Source organism: Nocardia sp. NPDC057663, from assembly GCF_042799895.1.
Lineage (GTDB): Bacteria > Actinomycetota > Actinomycetes > Mycobacteriales > Mycobacteriaceae > Nocardia.
This window is the reverse complement of the sequence record NZ_JBHVHX010000002.1, coordinates 594,175-613,662: the sequence shown is the minus strand read 5'-3', so window position 1 is coordinate 613,662 and position 19,488 is coordinate 594,175. Positions and strand designations below refer to the sequence as shown.

Genomic DNA, 19,488 nt, shown 5'->3' with positions numbered 1-19,488 from the left:
CGCTGACGTGGGCGCCGCGGCCCGATCTCACTGCCGGCTGGCGCGCCGGAAGCCGATGGTGGCGGGGACGGTGAACAGGGCGATAGCGCCGAACGACCAGAGCAGGGCGAGGGTCAGGGGCCGTGCGATCGGGCCCTGATCGGCGAGACCTCGCATCGCGTCGACGGCGACCGACATCGGCTGATTGCGCACCACCGGCTGAATCCACGTCGGAAAGGCGGCCAGCGGGACGAAGCCGGTGCTGAAGAACATCATCAGCGAGGTGAGGATGGTGATCGCTTCGACCAGTGCGGCTTTCGCGGTGAAGACGGCGACCGCGGTGACGATCGTGGCGAAGGCGAGCCCGAAGATCACCGGAACCAGCAGGAATACCAGCGCGGCCGGCAGGCCCTGATGGAAGCGGAAGCCGAGCAGGAAGCCGACGATCACCACGGCGAGGGTGCCGACCACGATGCGGCAGCCCTCGGCGAGGACGCGGGAGGCGAGACCGGAAGCACGGTGCACCGGCAGCACCCAGAACCTGGCCAGCAGACCGGCGTCCCGTTCGCGGCCGAGCAGGACACCGCTCGCGACGGCGCCCGAGAGCGCGCCGACGACGGCGACCATCGGGACCGAACCGTAGAGGGCGTCGTCACCGGTGAACTTCTGGATCTGGCCGCCGATGACGACGTCCAGCATGATCAGCAGCAGACACGGGACGAGCAGCGTCTCCAGCACGGTGGCCGGATTGCGTGCCCAGCGCACCAGCAGGCGCTGCGTCTGGATCAGCGTGTGCTGGATCAGCGAGACCGGCGAGGTCTCCGAGCGCTCCACCATCATGCCCTCCTCGAACCGAGCCGGATGGCCAGTGGCACGCAGAGCAGCAGGGTGCCGGCGGCCCACAGCAACGGCGGCCCCATCAGCGACCAGCTCACCGTCCCCGCGTTGCCCGAGGTGTCACCGGCCAGCGCGCGCAGCGCGATCGCGTATTGCGAGACGGGCTGATTACGGACGAACCACTGGATCCAGCTGGGAAACTGGCTCGCCGGTGCGAAACCGGTCGAGAGCATGCCCAAGATCAACGGTGGGAGGATGAGTAGCTGCGACGTCGCCTCCGGACTCTTGGACGCGGAGCCGATGACATCACCGCCGAGGGTGAACACGATGCCGATGACCAGCGAGAACGCCAGGAACCCGAGGGTATGCCACGCATCGAGCCGGAAGCGGAAGCCGATGACATAGCCCGCCACGATCGCCCCGGCCAGCGCGATCAGCGCCCGGAGTATGTTGGCCGACATCCGCGCCGCGACGGGGACGAGCGGGCGCAGCGGCATCGAGCCGAAGCGGCGATTGAGTCCGGCCACGGCATCGCTGGCCGACCGGAAGGCCGCCGAGATGGCGGTGAACGACGCGGACTGCAACACCACCAGCGGCATCATGTACTGGGCGTAGCTGCTGAAACCGTTGCCGGAGAACATCATCACGGTATTCAGCGGGATGTAGAAGCTGGCGGCGAACGCCACCGGCGCCACCACCGCCATCAAGACCTCCCCGGACTTGACCGAGGGCACGATCAGCCGCGTGGTCAGTACCCACCACTGCTGCACCGTGTCCGGCGCGGCGCGGACGTGGGTGTGCCACAGGGTGGCCGTCATGAGACGGCCTCCGATTCGGTCTCGGCCGAGGCCAGATGGCCGGTGAGTTGCAGGAACACGTCATCGAGCGACGGGCGCCGCAGGGCGATGTCGACGAGTTCGATCGACGCGTTGTCCAGCCGCCGCAGTGCCTCGGCGAGCGTCTTGGCGCCATCCGGCGCGGGAATGGTGATGCGATCCGATTCCGGTGTCATCGCCGCCAGGATCTCCGCGGGCAGCAGCGGCCCGAGCGCGGCGGCGATGGCGGGCAGCTCCGCGCGAGCGAGCGGGACGATCTCGCAGTAGCTGCCGCCGATACGGTGTTTCAGTTCGTCCGCGGTGCCTGCGGCGATCACCACGCCGTGGTCGATCACGATGATCTGATCACTGAGCGCATCGGCTTCCTCCAGGTATTGGCTGGTGAGCAGGGTCGTGATGCCCGCGCTCTTGAAGCTGCGCACCAGATCCCAGACCCCCTGCCTGCTGCGGGGATCCAGGCCGGTGGTCGGTTCGTCGAGGAAGACCACGTCCGGGCGCACCACCAGTCCGCAGGCGATATCGATACGCCGCCGCATACCGCCCGAGTAGTTGCCGACCCGCCGGTTCGCGGCCTGGTCGAGATCGAATTCGCTGATCAGTTCCCTGGCGCGGGCCTGGGCGGCGGGTTTGCGCAGACCCATCAGCCTGCCGAACATGACCAGGTTCTCGTAGCCGCTGAGCATGTCGTCGAGGGCGGCGTATTGCCCGGTCAACATGATGCATCGACGGACCGCCGCAGGGTCGGCGACGACATCGTGCCCGGCGACCACCGCGCGGCCGCGATCGGGCGCGATGAGCGTCGACAGGACGTTCACCATGGTCGTCTTGCCCGCGCCGTTGGGGCCGAGGATGCCGAGCACCTCACCGGGCGCCGCGACGAAATCGATGCCGCGCAGCGCGTGCACGTCGCCGAAGGATTTCTCGATCCCTTCGACGACCACACCGCCGGAGGTGGCTGTCGGGCTCTGGACAACAGTGCGTTCGACGCTCATATCCGGTCTCCTGCTTCCATGTGCTCGTCGAGTGCCGGCGAGATGACCGACAGTGCATGGGGATTGGTCATTTCGTCGTGGGTCACGTCGACATCGCAGTTGACGATGTCGCCGGTCACGTAGGGCCGCCAGCCGTCCGGGCCCATCCAGGCGGAGGGGTCGACGGTGGCGCTGAAATAGAGGATGTCGCCGTGGTAGACCGGGCGCTGATAGCCGGTCCTGGTCCCCGCGGAGGCGTTGTACGAGCCGGCCATGCGTTCGATGGTGGCGGCATCGATGAGTTCGACGCCGCCGAGCTTTGCCGTGATGAGCTCGGCCGCTTCCGCGGCGGTGGCGTCGGCGGGGACATTGTCGATGCCGAAGATCGAGCCGAAGGTGTTGATGAAGGCGCCCGGTGACAAGCGCTCGATGGTGTCGCCGTCGATATCGGCGGTGTCGGTGTCCAGCAGTGCCACCACGCCGACCCGTTCGCCCGCCGCCGCCAGCTCGACCGCCATGGCGTGCGCGATCAGACCACCGAACGACCAGCCGAGCAGGTGATAGGGGCCGGTCGGCTGCACCGCGCGGATCTCGCGCACGTACCGCCGCGCGAATTCCTCGATGGAGCGGGCCGAGGGCTCGCGGCCGCTGAGGTCGGGCGCCTGGAGTCCGTAGATCGGCCGGTCCGGGGCGAGCTGTTCGGCGAATCCCAGGTAGCTCCACGACATTCCGGAGGACGAATGCACGCAGAACAGTGCGGGCCGATCGCCGCCGAGCCGGATCGGCAGCAGCACATCGAGACCCAGTCCGGCCTGCCCGGGGGCTGCCGGTTCCGCCGCCGCTGCCGTCTGCGCGGCGAGGGCGGCGGTTTCTTCGGCCGAAGCGGTCTGGGCGGCCGGGGTGGCCGCGAAATGCGCGGCGGCGCCGAGTGCCTCGACCCACAGCTGGGCGAGTTCGGCGACATCGTCGCGGGCGAGCAGGTGTTCCGGGTAGCCGAAGTCGGCGTGCACTCGGTTGCCGACCACCATGGCGTTCACGTCGATGGCCGACATGAGCGGGACCTCGGCGTGTTCGCCCGCGTGCAGGTCACCGAGGTCGTCGGTGGGCAGCCAGCCGAGACCTTCCAGCCCGGCGGGGACCTCGGCCGTCGTATGCCTGCCGAGGTAGTTCACGGTGATCTGGCCGGGAAGCCGCTGCGGGAGCTGGGCGGCCGTGCCGGGATCGAGATAGCGCAGCAGGCCGAAGCCGATGCCCTTGTCCGGCACAGCCAGGAGCTGGTGTTTGACCGCGCGGATCGCCGCGCCCATGGCCGGGCCGCCGGCGAGCGCGTCCTCGACGTCGATACCGGCGAGGTCGAGGCGCACCGGGTACAGCGAGGTGAACCAGCCGATGGTCCGCGACAAATCGGCGCCGGGCACGATTTCCTCCTGCCTGCCATGGCCTTCCAGCCGCAGCAGCGCCGAGCGCTCGTCGACGCCACGGCGCGCGCGCCAGCGCACGAGCGCCAGTGCCATGGTGGCGAACAGGGCGTCGGTGACGCTGCCGTGGAACAACCGCGGCAGGGTGGTGAGCAGCGCGGTGGTGACATCGTCGTCGACCTCGATGTCGAGGCGGCGCACGGTGTGGGCCTGGTCGATCGCCGGATCGAGGTGCCGCTCGCCGAGCAGCGGGTCGGGACCGCCGGCGACCTGCTGCCAGTACCCGAGTTCGGCCCGGCGCCGCTCGCTGCGCGCCTCCTCGGTGAGCGCGTGCGACCAGCGGCGCAGGGAGGTGCCGACGTCGGCGAGGACCGGGGTGTTGCCGACCGACACCTGCGCCCACGCGCCGATCAAGTCCTGCACCAGGATTCGCCACGAGACGCTGTCGATGGCGAGGTGGTGCGCGACGACGATCAGGCGGCCCGGCCTGGTGCGCGACCCCGCGTCACCGACCGGGTCGAGCCAGACGAACTGGAGCACCACACCGTCGGCCGGATCCAGGCGGTCCATGGCCGCGTCGAGCTCGATCTGGGCGTATTCGCGCAGTTCGACCGGGTCGGCGGCGTCGTATTCGGTGCGGTGCACGAGGGAATCCACGTCGACCGAGCCCGGGTCGGCCACCCGCAGCTGCCAGCTGTCCTCGGCCTGCCACAGGCGCGCCCGCAGCATGTCGTGCCGATCGATCACGGCGGTGAGGGTCTCGACGAGCTGCGCACGCTCGATGCCGACGGGCAGCTCCAGGACGGCGGTCTGGGCGAAGCGGTCGAAATCGCCGCCGCGCTCGATCATGTAGCGGACGATCGGCGTCAGCGGCAGTGCGCCGACGCCGCCGCCGGGCAGTTCCTCGAGCGCCTCCACCGTGCCCGCGGCGTCGACGGCGGCGGCGAGCGCGGCCACCGTGCGATGTTCGAACACCTGCAGTGGTGTGCAGTGCACGCCGGCCAGTTTCGCCTGGGTCACCAGCTGGATCGCCAGGATGCTGTCGCCGCCGAGCGCGAAGAACGAATCGTCGACGCCGACCTTCTCCCGGCCGAGCAGCTCGGCGTAGATCTGCGCGAGGACATGCTCGGTCGGTGTCCCTGGCGCGCGGTACGGTGTCTCCTCGACCGCGAACACCGGTTCCGGCAAGGCTTTTCGATCGAGCTTGCCGACCGCGTTGATGGGGATCGCGTCCAGCACGACGAAAGCGGCGGGCACCATGTAGGCGGGCAGGATGTCGGCGGTTTCGGCCCGCACCCGCGCGATATCGAGGTCGGCGCCCGGTGCGCGCACCAGGTAGGCTGCGAGCGCGGTCGCGCCGGTGGGGCCGGGAACACCCAGCGTCAGCGCGACATCGACGCCGTCGAGGCGGCCGAGTACCGCGTCGATCTCGCCGAGTTCGATGCGCTGACCACGCACCTTCACCTGGAAGTCGGTGCGGCCGAGGTATTCCACGGTCAAGCGGCCCGTGCTGCGTGTCCAGCGCACGAGATCGCCGGTGCGATAGAGGAGTTCGCCGGGATCCCCGTAGGGATCGGCGACGAATCGCGCGGCGGTCAGGCCCGGCCGGGCGTGATAGCACCTCGCCAGGGCGGTACCGGTGAGATACAGCTCGCCCGCGACGCCGACGGGCACCGGGCGCAACCGGTCGTCGAGGACGAGGACGGCCGCACCGCGGATCGGCGTGCCGATGGTGACCGGTTCGTCCGCCGCCAGCGGCGCGGACCCGGTCGCCCAGATGGTGTATTCGGTCGGGCCGTACAGGTTGACCATCGTCCGGCCGGACGACCCCCCACACCAGCGTGCGACCAGGTCGGGGCCGACGGCCTCACCGGCCACCGCGAGCACCCGCACGCTCGACACCTCCGCCGGATCGATGGTGGCCAGCGCCGACGGGGTGATCACCATGTGGGTGACCGACTCGGCGGCGATCAGTTCCGCGAGTGGGGCGCCGCCGAAGACATCCGGTGGTGAGATCACCGCGGCGCCACCGCAGCCGAACGCCATCAGGGCCTCGAAGATCGAGGCGTCGAAACTCGGTGAGGCGACCTGCAATACGCGGGAGTGCTCGTCCAGATCGAGGTCGGCGCGCTGGGCCGCCACCAGGTCGGCCAGTCCGCGGTGGGTGACGGTGACGCCCTTCGGTGTTCCGGTCGAGCCGGAGGTGTAGATCATCCACGCGGGGTTGTCGACGCGGATCGGGATCGGGAGCTCGCCGGCGGTGAGTGCGGCATCGTCGGCTGCGCGCAGGCGTGCGGCGAAGGCTTCGTCGTCGAGGACCAGCCAGCGGGTGGTGTCGGGGAGCTTCGGCCGGTGCTCGGCCAGGGTCAGTCCGACCCGCGCGCCCGAATCGGTGAGCATGTGCTCGATCCGGTCCGCCGGATGTTTCGGGTCGACCGGCAGGAAGGCCGCGCCCACCTTCGCGGCGGCCCAGATGCCGGTGTGCAGGTCGGCGCAGCGGGGAAGGCCCAGTGCCACTACGGTTTCCGTGCTCGCTCCCGCTTCGGTCAGCAGCCGCGCCAGCTGGTTCGAGCGGGCGTCGAGCGAACCGTAGGTGGTGGTCGCGTCCGATACCAGTGCGGGTCGCTGTGGAAATGCGGTGGCGGTGTCGGTGAGTAGCTGCGGCAGCGTCGTGGTGCCCACGGTCGCGGGGCCGCGGACCGGAATCAGTTCCGCGCGTTCGGATTCGTCGAGGAGGTCGATGTCGGCGAGGCGGACGTCGATATCGGCGAGCACGGCCGCGAGCACCCGCCGCCACCGTGTCGCGAACGCGCCGACTGTGGCGGCGTCGAACAGGTCGGTCGCGTAGGTCAGGACGCCGTCGAAGCCGGCGGGGCCGGACTCGGAGAACCGTTCGCGCAGGTCGAGGGTGAGATCGAAGGCCGAGGAGCTGCGGTCGAAATCCTCCACCTCGAACCGCAATCCGGGCAGCTCGAGTACCGGCTCGACGTAGTTCTGCAGCGACAGCGAGACCTGGAAGATCGGGTGGTGCGCGGTCGAGCGGGTGGGGTCGAGCACCTGGACGAGCTGTTCGAAGGGTACGTCGGTGTGGGCGAACGCGTCGAGGTCGGCGGTGCGGACTGTCGCGAGCAACTGGCGGAATCCAGTGCCGGGGTCGACCGGTGTGCGCAGGGCCAGGGTGTTGACGAACATGCCGACGAGGTCGTCGAGCGCCGCCGCACCGCGACCGGCGACCGGTGTGCCGATGACGACATCGTCGGTGCCGCCAAGCCGTGCCAGCAGGACCGCGAGCGCGGCGTGCACCACCATGAAGACGCTGACATTGTTGGCGGCGGCGACATCGACCAGGGCGCGGTGCATCTGCTCGTCGATGGTGAACTCGACATCGTCGCTGTGCATGGACTGCACTGCGGGCCGGGGGCGGTCGGTGGGCAGTTCCAGTGCGTCGGGTGTGTCGGCGAGAGTCTCGCTCCAGTACCGGATCTGCTGTGCTGCCACGGAATCCACGTCCGAAGGGCTACCGAGCAGCTCGCGGTGCCAGAGGGCGAAATCGGTGTACTGCACGGCGAGCGGAGACCAGGTGGGTGCGTTGCCCGCCGCGCGCGCTGAATAGGCGGTCACCAGATCGGCGGCCAGGGGCGCCATCGAAGCACCGTCGGCACTGATGTGGTGCACCACGAGCACGATGACGTGGACGGGGGCATCATCCCGGGGACCCAGTGCCGGCCTGGAGGGTGAGGTGTCATCCCGGGAACCGGAGCCCGGTGTGGTGCCGGGGGTCGGAGTGTCGCCCTCGGTACCCGACGCCGCACCGGGAGCAAGGTCGGCGAGCCGGAACAACCCGACGCGCAGCGGGGCCTCCCTCGCGAGATCGAAACCGGTGCCCGCGAGCTCGTTGATCCGATCACGCAGCGGTGCACCGTCTTCGGTATCTATCACCGGAAGTGCGGGTGTGGCCGTGTCCATGCCGACGACCACCTGACGTGGTCCTTCGGCGTCGGCGGGGTATCGGGTGCGCAGGCTTTCCTGGCGTTGCACCACATCGGCGAGTGCGCGGCGCATGGCAGCCACATCCAGGTCGCCGGTGAGACGCAGTGCGATCGCGATGTTGTAGGCGGCCGAGTCCGGGTCCAGCTGGTTGAGCACCCACATGCGCTGTTGTGCGGGGGACAGGGGGATGCGGTCTGGGCGGATGCGTGGCGCGAGGGCCGGGCGGCCGGGGCCACCGTCGCCCGCGGGGACGACCCGGGACGACAGTTGCGCCGCGGTCGGCGCGTCGAACAGGTCGCGCAGCGCGATGGTGGAGCCGAGTGCCGAATTGACCCGGGCGACAACCTTGGTCGCGCTCAGCGAGTTGCCGCCGAGTTCGAAGAAGGACTGGTCGACGCTGACCCGGTCGGTGCCGAGTACCTCGGCGAACACCTCGGCGACGGTCTGTTCGGTCGGCGTGCGCGGGGCGAGGTAGGGCCGTTGCGCGGCCGAGAAGTCCGGCACCGGAAGGGCTTTGCGGTCCAGCTTGCCGACCGGGGTGAGTGGGATGTCGTCCAGCACGACGACATAGGCGGGCACCATGTAGCCGGGCAGTTCCGAGGCCACGCATGCCCGCAGCCGCTCGGTGTCGAGGTCGACGCCCGGCGCGGGCAGGACGTAGGAGACGAGCACGGTCGCACCCGCCGGTCCCGCGCGCCCGATGGTCACCGCGTAGTCGACCTCCTCGTCGCGCGAGAGGACCGCGTCGATCTCGCCGAGCTCGATCCGCAGGCCGCGGATCTTGACCTGGAAGTCGCTGCGGCCCAGGTATTCCAGTACGAGCTCACCGTCTCGCTCGACCCAGCGCACCATGTCGCCGGTCCGGTACATGCGCTCACCGGCGTCGCCGTAGGGGTTGGCGACGAACCGGCTCGCGGTCATCTCGAACCGGTTGAAATAGCCGCGTGCCAGCGCGGGCCCGGCCAGATACAGCTCGCCCTGGATGCCGACCGGAACCGGCCGCAACCAGCCGTCCAGTACCACCACCGCCGCGCCGCGGATCGGCCCGCCGATGGTGATCGGCTCGCCCGCCACGAGTTCCGCGGGCCCGGTGGCCCAGATGCTGAACTCGGTGGGGCCGTACAGATTCACCATCCGCCTGCCCGCCGCCCACTTCTCGATGAGCTCCGGGGTGGCCGCCTCGCCGGCGACCGAGAGCACCCGCAGCGCGGTCAGCTCGGTGGGTTCCATCGTCGCCAGCGCCGACGGCGTGATCACCGCGTGGGTGACCCGCTCGGTGCGCAGCAGCGCCTCGAGCTCGCTGCCGCCGTACACCTCCGGCGGCGACACGACCAGCCGTCCGCCCGCCGCGTGCGCGGTGAGCATCTCGAAGACCGAGGCGTCGAAACTGGGGGACGCGACCTGCAGTGCGCTCGCGGACGGATCGAGCGCCAGGGTGTCGCGCTGGGCGGCAGTGAGATTCGCGACGCCGCGATGACTGAGCAGCACGGCCTTCGGTTTGCCGGTGGAACCGGAGGTGTAGATGAGGTAGGCGGTGTGGTCGAGATCGATGGGTCCGCCGCGTTCGTCGTCGGTGATCGGCGCGTCGGAGACCAGCATGGCGCGGCGGATGGTGTTCAGGTCGTCCAGGAGCAGCCAGTCGATGGTGCCGGGCAGTGTTTCACCGGTCGCCGTCACGGTGACGCCGACCGGCGCCTTCGAATCGGTGAGCATGTGCTCGATCCGCTCCACCGGATAGGACGGATCCAGCGGCACGAAAGCCGCGCCCGACTTGACCAGCGCCCACACCGCGACCACCGATTCCAGCGACCGGGTCAGCGCGAGGACGACGAACACCTCGGGCCCGACACCGCGACTGAGCAGGACCCGGGCGAACCGGTTCGACCAGGCATCGAGTTCGCCGTAGCTCATGGTCAGCTCGCCCGTGCTGACCGCGATCGCGCCGGGATCGAGGCGCGCGCCCGCCGCCAGGATGTCCGGCAGTGTCCGCATCGGCAGCGGGTGCGGACCGCGGACCGGCGCCAGCATGGCCAGTTCGGTGTCGTCGCAGTACTGGAGTTGCGAGACGAGAGCGTGCGGGTTCTCGGCGAGCTGTCCGAGCAGCCGGACGAATCGATCCAGGAATGATTGCGCGGCAGCGTGTTCGATCTGGTCGGCCATGAATTTCACGGTGATCCGCAGGGCGTCGCCCGCCCCGGCGGTGCCGCGCAGCGGAATCACCATGAGGTTGAGCGGATAGGGCGTCGCGTCGGTGCCTTCCACGTCGAGCACGCGCATTCCCGCGATGTCCAGCGCCTGCGACAGCGCCTCGCGGTCGATGGGATAGGACTCGAAGACGGTCAGCGTGTCGAACAGTTCGGCGAGACCGACGGCGCGGTGGATCGCGGCCAGGCCGACGTGCTGATGGTCCATCAGCCGCGCCTGCTCGGCCTGCACACGGGCCAGCAGGTCGCTGACCTTCTCCGCGGGGTCCAGCGTCACCCGCACCGGGACGGTGTTGATGAACAGCCCGACCATGTCCTCGACGCCGGACAGCTCCGGCGGCCTGCCGGAGACCGTGCTGCCGAACACCACATCGGTGCGGCCGGTGAGCATGGCGAGCAGCATCGACCACGCCGCCTGGACCAGGGTGTTCACGGTCGCGCCCGCTTCGCGTGCCGCGGACTCGAGCACGGCGACGGTCTCGGCGGACAGGTCGTGCGAGATCATCGCGGTCTCGGCCGACTCGATCCCGGCCAGGGTGGGGACGGCGCGGGTCGGGGTGTCGATGCCTGCCAGCGCCTGCTTCCAGGCGGCGATCGATGCCTCGGTGTCCTGTTCGCCGAGCCAGGACAGGAATTCCCGGTAGGAGCGCGCGGGCGGCAGGACCGAGGGGTCACCCGCGGTGACATACAGCGTGAGCAGCTCCCGGACCAGCAGCGGTGTCGACCAACCATCCAGCACCAGATGGTGATTGGTCATGATGAGCCGGAATTCCCCTGGCGCGGTCCGGATCAGGGTGAAGCGGACCAGCGGGGGACGGGTGAGTTCGAAGCGGGTCAGCGCGTCGAGGGCGATGATCCGGTCGAGTTCGCGCGCCCGCTCCTCGTCGTCGGCGATCTCGGTGAGATCGATGGTTTCCCAGCGGATCTCGGCATCGGCGAGGACCAGCTGGCGCGGGCCGTCGTCGGTCTCCACGAAGGCCACCCGCAGGTTCGCATGCCGATCGATCAGCGCCTGCGCGGCGCCGCGCAGGCGGGCGGCGTCGACGGTGCCCGCCAGGGTGAGCAGCGACTGGACCGTGTAGCCGTCGGCGGTGTCGGAGTCGTAGAGCGCGTGGAAGAGCAGGCCGTACTGCAACGGCGACAGTGGCCACACATCGGCGAGGTTCGGATAGGTCCGTTCCCAGCTGTCGATCTGCGGCTGGTCGACCGTGACGAGCGCGAAGTCCGAGGGGGTCCGGCCGCCCGAATCGCCGCTGCGCGCGTGGGCGACGAGGGCGTCCAGCGCCGCGGACCACAGCTCGGCCAGGTCGCGCACGGCGGTCTCGTCGAGCAGTCTGCCCGCGTAGGCCCAGGTGACGTCCAGGCCGGCGTCGGTGAGGACGGCATTGATGTCGACGACGGCGGCCAGCGGCGCGCGGTCGTCATCGGTCGCCGCGAACCGTTGCGGTACCCAGGCGTCGTGGCCGCCGGTCACCGCCCGGCCCAGATAGTTGAAGCTCAGCTGGGGTGTCGGCGCGGCGGCCAGCGTCGCCGCTGACTCGCTGTTCAGATAGCGCAGCAGGCCGAAGCCGATACCGCGATCGGGCAGCGCGCGCAGCTGCTCCTTGGTCGCCTTGATCGCCGATCCCGCCGCGCGGCCACCGGCGAACGCCTCATCCAGGTCGATTCCGGCCAGATCGACGGCCACCGGATACACGCTGGTGAACCAGCCGACCGTGCGGGCGACATCGGCGCCGGGCAGGAGGGATTCGCTGCGACCGTGGCCTTCCAAGGTCAGCAGTGCGCCGGTGCGGTCGCGCCATCGGCATACCGCCATGGTCAGCGCGGCGAGCAGCACATCGTCGGCACCACAATGGAATTGCTCGGGCAAGGTGGTGAGGACCGTGTGTGCGACATCCGACGGGACCGTCGTCCGCCACTGCGCCATCGTGCCGACCACATCGGTGGCCGGATCGAAGGTGGCTGTGCCGACCGCCGGGTCGGGTGTCGCCAGAATGCGCTCCCACAACGGCAATTCGTCGATCCGTGCGGCCGCCTGCGCCACCTGGCCGTGCGCCCAGCGCCGGAACGAGGTGCCGACCGGATCGAGGGTGCCGCCGAAGGCCGCGGTCGCCAAGTCCGGCAGCAGGATTCGCCAGGAGACGCCGTCGGTGACCAGGTGGTGCAGTACCAGCCAGCACAGCGGCGGTTCCTCCGCGCGGTCGATCAGGACGAAGCGTGCGACGACACCGGCGGTGGGGTCGAGCAGATCGGCGGCGTGCTGCACCGCGCTCTCGATCGTGTCGTCGAGGTCGGAACCTGCCCGCACCACCTCGATCAGGGTGTCCGCGTCGATCGAAGCACGGTCGGCGACAACCCATTCCCAGTCGCCGCCGCCGGTCGTGCGCAGGGTGGAGCGCAGGACATCGTGGTGGTCGATCAGCACCTGGAGTGCGGCGGTGAGCGACGCCCGTGTGGTGCCCGCGGGCAGGCCGATCAAGACCGCCTGGCTGTACCGGCCCCACGTGTCACCGTGTTCCACCATGGCGTGCACGATCGGGGTGAGATCTACCGGTCCGATACCGCCACCGGGCAGCTCGTGCACCACGTGGACAGTGGTCTCGCCCGCCACCGCGGCCAGCGCGGCGACCGTCTTGCGCTCGAAGACATCCCTGGCGCTGAACGCGATTCCGGCCGATTTCGCGCGGGAGACCAGCTGAATGGAGACGATGCTGTCGCCGCCGAGGGCGAAGAAGCTGTCGTCGACCCCGACCGTGTCGAGTCCGAGGACCTCGGCGAAGAGTGCGGCGAGTACTTCCTCACGCGGCGTGGACGGCGCCCGGCTGGTGACCGTGCGGGCGCCGAAATCCGGTGCGGGCAGCGCCTTGCGGTCGACCTTGCCGAGCGGCGTGAGCGGGACACGGTCGAGCACCATGACGGACGACGGCACCATATAGGCCGGGAGTTGTTCGCCGACAGCGGCTTTCACCGCTTCGGGGTGCACCTCGGCACCGGGTGCCGTCGTCACATAGGACACCAGCGCGGTCGCGCCCGCGGCGGTGTCGACCCCGAGGGTGAGCGCGAAATCGATGGCGGGCAGGCGCTGCAGGGCGGCGTCGATCTCGCCGAGTTCGATCCGGTAGCCGCGCACCTTCACCTGGAAGTCGCTGCGGCCCTGGTAGGCCAGCGTGAACCGGCCGTCGATGCCTGCCCACCGCACCAGATCGCCGGTGCGGTACATCCGCTCGCCGGGTGCGTGGGGATCGGCGACGAAGCGGCTCGCGGTCAACCCGCTGCGCCGGTGATAGCCGCGCGCCACACCGGGACCCGCGAGGTACAGCTCACCCACGGTGCCCGCGGCGACGGGGCGCAACCAGGGATCGAGCACCAGACCGGTGACACCGCGGACGAGACTGCCGATCGTCACCGGCGCACCCGGGGTCAGCGGCTCGGTCAGCGTTGTCGTGATGGTGGTCTCGGTGGGACCGTAGCCGTTGAGCAGCGCCCGCCCTGCCCACTTCGACACCAGCTCCGGCGGGCACGCGTCACCGCCGACGACAATGGTGCGCAGATCGGGGAGCGTCGCCGGATCGAGCGAGCCGACGACCGCAGGGGTGACATTGAGATGGGTGACCCGATGCGCGCGCAGCACCTGCGCCATGTCCTCGCCCGCGTACGCCGACGGCGGCACCACCGCGAGGGTGGCGCCCGTCGCCAGTGTCACCAAGATCTCCTCGACGGAGATGTCGAAGCTCGGTGAAACTGCATGGGCCACAACGGATTCCGCATCGACACCGAACCCGGCCCCTGAACTGGCGACGAGATTCGCCAGACCGCGGTGCGACACGAGCACGCCCTTGGGCAGGCCGGTCGATCCGGAGGTATAGATGACGTAGGCGACCTGATCCGGGTGGATCGCGGCCCGCCGTTCGGCATCGGTGAGCGGACCGGCGTCCTGGGCGGCGATGAGCAGGGCGGTCGCCTCGTCGTCCAGCGACCGCCAATCGACCCGGTCCGGCAACGACTTTCGCGCCTCGGCGACCGTCAGACCGGTGACCACACCGCTGTCGCCCACCATGTGCTCGATCCGGTCCGCGGGGTAGGTCGGATCGATCGGCACGAACGGCGCGCCGGTCTTGGCCACCGCGATGGTCGCGAGCACCGATTCCGCCGACCGTGGAATCGACAGTGCCACACCGTGCTCGGGTCCAGCACCGGCCGCGATCAGCACGCGGGCAAGGCGATTCGAGTACTCGTCGACCTCGCGATAGGTGAGTGTGTCGTCCGCGCCCCAGCGCAGGGCCACCGCGTTCGGGTCGATCGCGGCGCCCTCGGCCAGAATCTCGGGCAGCGTGCGGGATTCGACACCCGCCGGACCGCGCGCGGGCACCGATGCGGCGTGCTCCGCGGCAGAGAGGACGGGCACCGTCGACAGCGGAGCATCGGGGCCCGCGACGAGGAACCGGTGCAGGAACAGCAGGAATCGCTCGTGGTGCGCCGCCAGATCGGCTTCGCTGTACAGGTTTCCGTTGCCCTGGAGATCGATGTGGGTGCTCTCGCCGCCCACCCCGGGATAGACATTGACGAACAGATCGTCGATCAGCCCGGAGGTGAGCACGTGCAGCCGTCCGACCACCGGGCCGAGCGCGATCCTGGTGTCGACCATCATCAGATTCACGGCGGGACCGAACGACGCCGCCTCGTCCATCGCCCAGCCGAGATCGCGGACGATGTCCTCCTGCCGGTACCGCTGGCGTCGCAGCGCGCCGGTCAGCTCGCCCTGCACGGCGAGGATCGCGGCGCCCACCGTGGTCGTGGGCGTCAAGGCGACGCGCAGCGGGACGACATTGGCGAGCATTCCGCCCGAACGGCGCAGCGTCGCCGAGGTCCGTGCCGACACCGGCAGGCTCAGCACGACCTCCGGTGCGCCGGTCATCGCGGCGAGGTAGGCGCCGAACGCGGCCACCACCGTGGGCGCGACACCGGAGTTCACCGCCGCGGCGACGGAATCGAGCAGCGCGGTCGTTTCCGCGGGCAGTGCGCCGGAGACACGGATGGGGTGGGCGTCGACCTCGGCCTCGCGGCCGGCGAGATTCACCGGGTCGGCCATTCCGGCCAGGTGCTCGCGCCAGTACTGGCGGTCGGCCTCGAAGCGGGCCGAGGTCCGGTAGGCCAGATCGGCCTCGACGATCTTCTGCAACGGTTCGGCCTTGGCCGGCGGCGCCTCCCTGCCGTCGAAGGCGGCGTTGTAGAGCTCGCCCACCCGCTGCACCAGTGCCAGCGCGCCCATGCCGTCCAGCACGATGTGGTGTATCCGCACGTACCAGAACCAGCGGTCGTCGCCGACCCGCAGCATCGACAGGCGGATCAGCCGGTCCCGCATCACATCGAGCGGGGCGGAGTACTCGGCGCGCATCCAGGCGTGCGCGGCCTGTTCCGGGTCGGGGCCGGTCCGGAAGTCCAGTTCGTCCATCTCGGCGTCGAGGCTCAGGTCGACGAGCTGGTGCGGCTGACCGTCGATGTCGATCAGGCGCAGGTAGCCGGTGCCGAACTCACGACCGGTGCGCCGGACGGCCTCGGTCAGCAGTTCGTGGTCGATCGGGCCGGACAGTTCGACGTACTGGGCGATGGAGATGGGGGTGTCACCTGCGATGTGCTGGGCGAACCAGATCCCGCGCTGGGCGGCGGACAAAGGGAAGGCGCCGTCGCGTGCGACGGTGCCCGATCCCTGCGAGGAAGACTGGGTCATGAGCAGTCCTGCGTTCTCATGTCTGGAGCTCGGTATTCACCATGTGTCCCCGGTCGGCGGGTGCCACCTGGTAGGTAGTACCCGCCGCTGCGTACTGCGCTCTCGATCCATTCTGGACCTGCGAGGACCAGACCGGAATGGGTTCAGGAGACAGCACGCAGATCGGCCGTGGACAGCGGCGCGTCGGAGCTGACCAGATAGCGCTGCAGGGTCGAGCGGTCGTCGAGGACCAGCCAGTCGACGACGTCGGTCAGTTCGGGCCTGCCGGCCCGGGTGGTGATGCCGGTGTAGGCGCCGAAGACGAACTCGTCGTCGGTCACGGAGACGGGGATCGCACCGATCTTGCGCACCGCAGCCTCGGCGATGACCGCCTCGATCGTGGCGTCGACCGCCAGCGCGATCCGGGTGCCCGCGGTGGCGCCGCGGTCCAGCAGCAGCCGCGCCAGCCGGTTGGCCCAGCGATCCTGATCGGAGTCGGCGAGGTGACCATCGGTGGCGATCTGGCCGGCCTGCTTGCGCGCCAGCTGGATGACGTTGTCGGCGATCGCGGTGGTCATCGTGCTCATCGTGGTGTCCCCTTGGCGCTGGTAGGAGGTCCTTTTCGGTAACCTCTACTGTCGTCGCCGGGCGGGGACTCCGACAGCAACCCCAGCGTTGGGGGGCGACCTCCCAGGGGGCGCGTTTACCACCCCAAGGTGGCTGAACCCGGCGGTGGTCGTCCTCGTTGTCGCCACGGCCGGTGGGGCGTCAGCCGAAGCCGATGACCTCGATGTTGCGGTGTTCGCGATCGGTCGCGATCAGCACAGGGGAGCCCGCGGTGGTGGTGAATCGTAGGGACCTGGTCCCCTGCGCCAGGGTGACCGGCAAAACCGGTCCCGCGCGGCCGGTCGACCGGTCCCACGTTCGCAGGGTGTAGCCGCCGTCCAACGTGATCGCGACGATCTGGTCGGCAAGCAGCGCGGCCGCTTCGGCGTACTGCGCTCGCCCGTCGGGCGTCGTCATGTCGAGCTCGGTGGACTCGCCCTCGGCCGCCGACAGGACTTCCCATCGATCGGGCAGCATGTACCCGCCTGGGTTCGCGGAGCTGACCAGGACGTCGTTGTCGGCGGCGTGCACGCGGAGGTCATCGCGGCGCGAATCGACGATGGCCGACGACAACGGGGCGTTCGGCGGCAGCAACAACTCGGTCCCGGCACCATCGTGCCGGCACGTCATCCAGACGAAGCCGCTGTCGAGCACCCGGACCTCGATATCGGCGGACGACTCCACGCGCGGCGTGGGAAGACCGCGCCGGTCGCGAACCTCGCCGGACTGCGGATCGAACGCGGTGACGGCCACCGTCGCCGTCTCCCCGGCGCCGCAGGTCGCGGCTCGGTAGATCGTGGTCATGGAGGCGACGACACGCTCACTGGTCGAGGCACAGTCGCTGGGTTCGGTCGGGGTGGTCCACATACTGCGGCCGGTCCTGGCGTCGTACCGAGTCACCGTCCCGCGGGCGGAGGTGGTGGCGAGCAGGTGCCCGCGAACGATGACGTCGTTGGCGCGGGTGAAGTCGCTCAGGTACCCGCGGATGATGACGTTGCTCTCGCGGGTGAAGTCCCCTTCGGTCCAGAGCAGTTCGCCGGTGACGGAGTCGAAGGCCATCCAGCCGCGCTTCGCCCAGTAGGTCAGCACCACGTTCTCGCCGGGGAAGGCCCTGGTCTCGTTGGGCACGTTCTCCACGTTGTCGGCGCTGACACCGAGGCGCCGATAGTGCCAGCGCTCGGCGCCGGTCACACCGTCGTACAGCGTGATGCCGACCCTGGTCGAGACGACGAATCCGGTTCCGGTGAAGACGATTCGGGTGTCCTTGTTACTGCGAGCGGCCGGGAGCTGGAGCCGAAATCTCTCCGGGCCGAGCACGGCGGGCACGGCGGCATCCGGGCCGGGATCGGCGGTTGCGTGATCGGTCGCGGCCGTGTCATCCCCCAGCCGGACCGCGATCCCGGCGGCACCGAGCACTGGCACGATGCCGACGACGAGGGCCGCGGCGAGCGCCGACCGCCGGGGCGCCGCGGCGGTCGGCGTCGCCACGTGCACGAAGATCAGCACGGCACCGAGGACAGCGAGGGTCAGCGCGGCGATCGCGGACGGTACTCGCGGCGTGACGACGAAGACCGAGGTCAGCCGCTGATAGGTCGATGGGATGTGCGCGGTGACCGCGAACACGATTCCGCCGATCAGCACCGCCAGCAAGGCGAGCACACCACTCGCCGTGATACCCGCGCCTCGCTCGTCACCGCGGCGGCCCCGGACCAGCACCACCGCCCCGATCAGCACGATCGCGCCCGCGAAGATCAGGGTTCCCCGGACGAGGCGGGCAGGGAAATCGCCGGTTTCGGCGTAGCTGTCGAACGGCACCGGAATCGGCGCGGCGACGAACTGGCTGTACAGCGCCAGCACGACACCCCCGGCGACCAGCACGGCGCCGGCCAGACCCGCGACCATCGGCCACGGACCCTGCGAACGCGCATGTTCGGTCGACTGATCGTCGGACATGTTCCCCCCCGGATAAGGACTCGATCGACACCACCCCACTGGGTGTCGGCTCGAGACTAGCGCCAGTGGTGGCGACGCGGAAGACGCGCCGCCACACCGCTCAGCGCGCGTTGCCGCCGATACTGAAGTGGGCGCCGGTGGGGTCGGTGAGACCGGCCAGGCGGCCGTAGGGGGTGTCCATCGGCTCGAAGACGACGGCGCCGCCGAGGGTCTTGGCCAGTTCGGCGGTCTTGTCGACGTCGTCGGCGCCGAAGTAGGCCGTCCACGCGCCGGGGACGCCCTCGGGGAGGTGACCGTCGGCGTCCATCACGCCGCCACGCATCGGTGAGGTCGCGTGGATGGTCGTGTAGCGGAACTCGGGGGAGTCGGCGACGGTGAAGGTGTCGTGCCAGCCGAAGACCTCGCGGTAGAAGGTCAGCGACGGCTCGTAGGCGCGGGTCATCAGCTCGAACCAGGACGGCACGCCGTCGTGGTTGCTCCAGACACCGTCGGCGACATCGCCGATCGCCTCGAAACCGGGGAACTCGCCCGCCTGCCAGACGCCGACACCGATGCCGCCGACATCGGCGAGCACCGCCATCGTGCCGAGGTCACCGACCGCCATCGGCTCGACGAAGATGTTGCCGCCCGCGGCGCTCGCCTTCGCCGTGGTCGCCGCGGCGTCGGTGGAGGCCAGGTAGACGGTCCAGCGATCGGGATACGGGTCACCGGCGTCGGGGATCCGGCTCATCGCGCCTGCGACGGCCTTACCGTCCTTGCGCAGGGTGGTGTAGCCGCCGAATTCCTCGCCGCCGCGTTCGGCGGTCCAGCCGAACAGCTCGCCGTAGAAGGCGATGGCACGGTCGAGATCGGCGGTGTAGAGATCGACCCAGGTGGGATCACCGGGCTGCGGGGCACGGAACATGACGACTCCTCGGCTGCGGGGGAATAGCTCGACAGAGACGGTGGCGGGCGCGCCCACCGTCATCGATGATGACGCCCCGGCGG

7 protein-coding genes are annotated in these 19,488 nt (G+C 69.8%); all 7 read right to left on the bottom strand.

Annotated features, from left to right (window positions below; translation table 11 throughout):
* Nucleotides 1–27: 27 nt before the first annotated feature.
* The 7 genes from ACFVAV_RS07420 to ACFVAV_RS07390 all read right to left on the bottom strand — a co-directional run bounded on the left by ACFVAV_RS07420 (nucleotide 28) and on the right by ACFVAV_RS07390 (nucleotide 19,405).
* Nucleotides 28–816, bottom strand: a complete 789-nt coding sequence (locus ACFVAV_RS07420; protein ID WP_379031433.1) for an ABC transporter permease — start codon at nucleotides 814–816, stop codon at nucleotides 28–30.
* Nucleotides 816–1,634 carry an ABC transporter permease gene (locus ACFVAV_RS07415; RefSeq protein ID WP_379031430.1) on the bottom strand — a complete coding sequence of 273 codons (819 nt, stop codon included), beginning with the start codon at nucleotides 1,632–1,634 and terminating at the stop codon, nucleotides 816–818. Before ACFVAV_RS07415 ends, ACFVAV_RS07420 begins: the two co-directional genes overlap by 1 nt.
* The gene (locus ACFVAV_RS07410; RefSeq protein ID WP_379031427.1) at nucleotides 1,631–2,644 is read right to left on the bottom strand and encodes an ATP-binding cassette domain-containing protein; all 1,014 of its coding nucleotides are present in this window, start codon (nucleotides 2,642–2,644) and stop codon (nucleotides 1,631–1,633) included. Before ACFVAV_RS07410 ends, ACFVAV_RS07415 begins: the two co-directional genes overlap by 4 nt.
* Entirely contained in the window at nucleotides 2,641–15,963 is a 13,323-nt protein-coding gene (locus tag ACFVAV_RS07405) for an amino acid adenylation domain-containing protein (protein ID WP_379031423.1), read from the bottom strand. The genes ACFVAV_RS07410 and ACFVAV_RS07405 overlap by 4 nt, the downstream gene beginning before the upstream one ends.
* Nucleotides 15,964–16,106: 143 nt before the next feature.
* On the bottom strand, nucleotides 16,107–16,529 hold the full coding sequence (locus ACFVAV_RS07400; RefSeq protein WP_379031420.1) for a hypothetical protein: 423 nt from the start codon (nucleotides 16,527–16,529) through the stop codon (nucleotides 16,107–16,109).
* A 181-nt stretch (nucleotides 16,530–16,710) separates the two neighbouring features.
* A complete protein-coding gene (locus ACFVAV_RS07395; RefSeq protein WP_379031417.1) occupies nucleotides 16,711–18,501 on the bottom strand; it encodes a PQQ-binding-like beta-propeller repeat protein in 1,791 nt (596 codons plus the stop codon).
* Between the two features lie 100 nt (nucleotides 18,502–18,601).
* Complete coding sequence (locus ACFVAV_RS07390) at nucleotides 18,602–19,405, bottom strand: VOC family protein (protein WP_379031415.1); 804 nt, start codon at nucleotides 19,403–19,405, stop codon at nucleotides 18,602–18,604.
* Nucleotides 19,406–19,488 lie beyond the last annotated feature (83 nt).

Coding starts and splice junctions, on each gene's coding strand:
- ACFVAV_RS07420 (WP_379031433.1), bottom strand. CDS start 816: ATGGTGGAGCGCTCGGAGACCTCGCCGGTCTCGCTGATCCAGCACACG.
- ACFVAV_RS07415 (WP_379031430.1), bottom strand. CDS start 1,634: ATGACGGCCACCCTGTGGCACACCCACGTCCGCGCCGCGCCGGACACG.
- ACFVAV_RS07410 (WP_379031427.1), bottom strand. CDS start 2,644: ATGAGCGTCGAACGCACTGTTGTCCAGAGCCCGACAGCCACCTCCGGC.
- ACFVAV_RS07405 (WP_379031423.1), bottom strand. CDS start 15,963: ATGACCCAGTCTTCCTCGCAGGGATCGGGCACCGTCGCACGCGACGGC.
- ACFVAV_RS07400 (WP_379031420.1), bottom strand. CDS start 16,529: ATGAGCACGATGACCACCGCGATCGCCGACAACGTCATCCAGCTGGCG.
- ACFVAV_RS07395 (WP_379031417.1), bottom strand. CDS start 18,501: ATGTCCGACGATCAGTCGACCGAACATGCGCGTTCGCAGGGTCCGTGG.
- ACFVAV_RS07390 (WP_379031415.1), bottom strand. CDS start 19,405: ATGTTCCGTGCCCCGCAGCCCGGTGATCCCACCTGGGTCGATCTCTAC.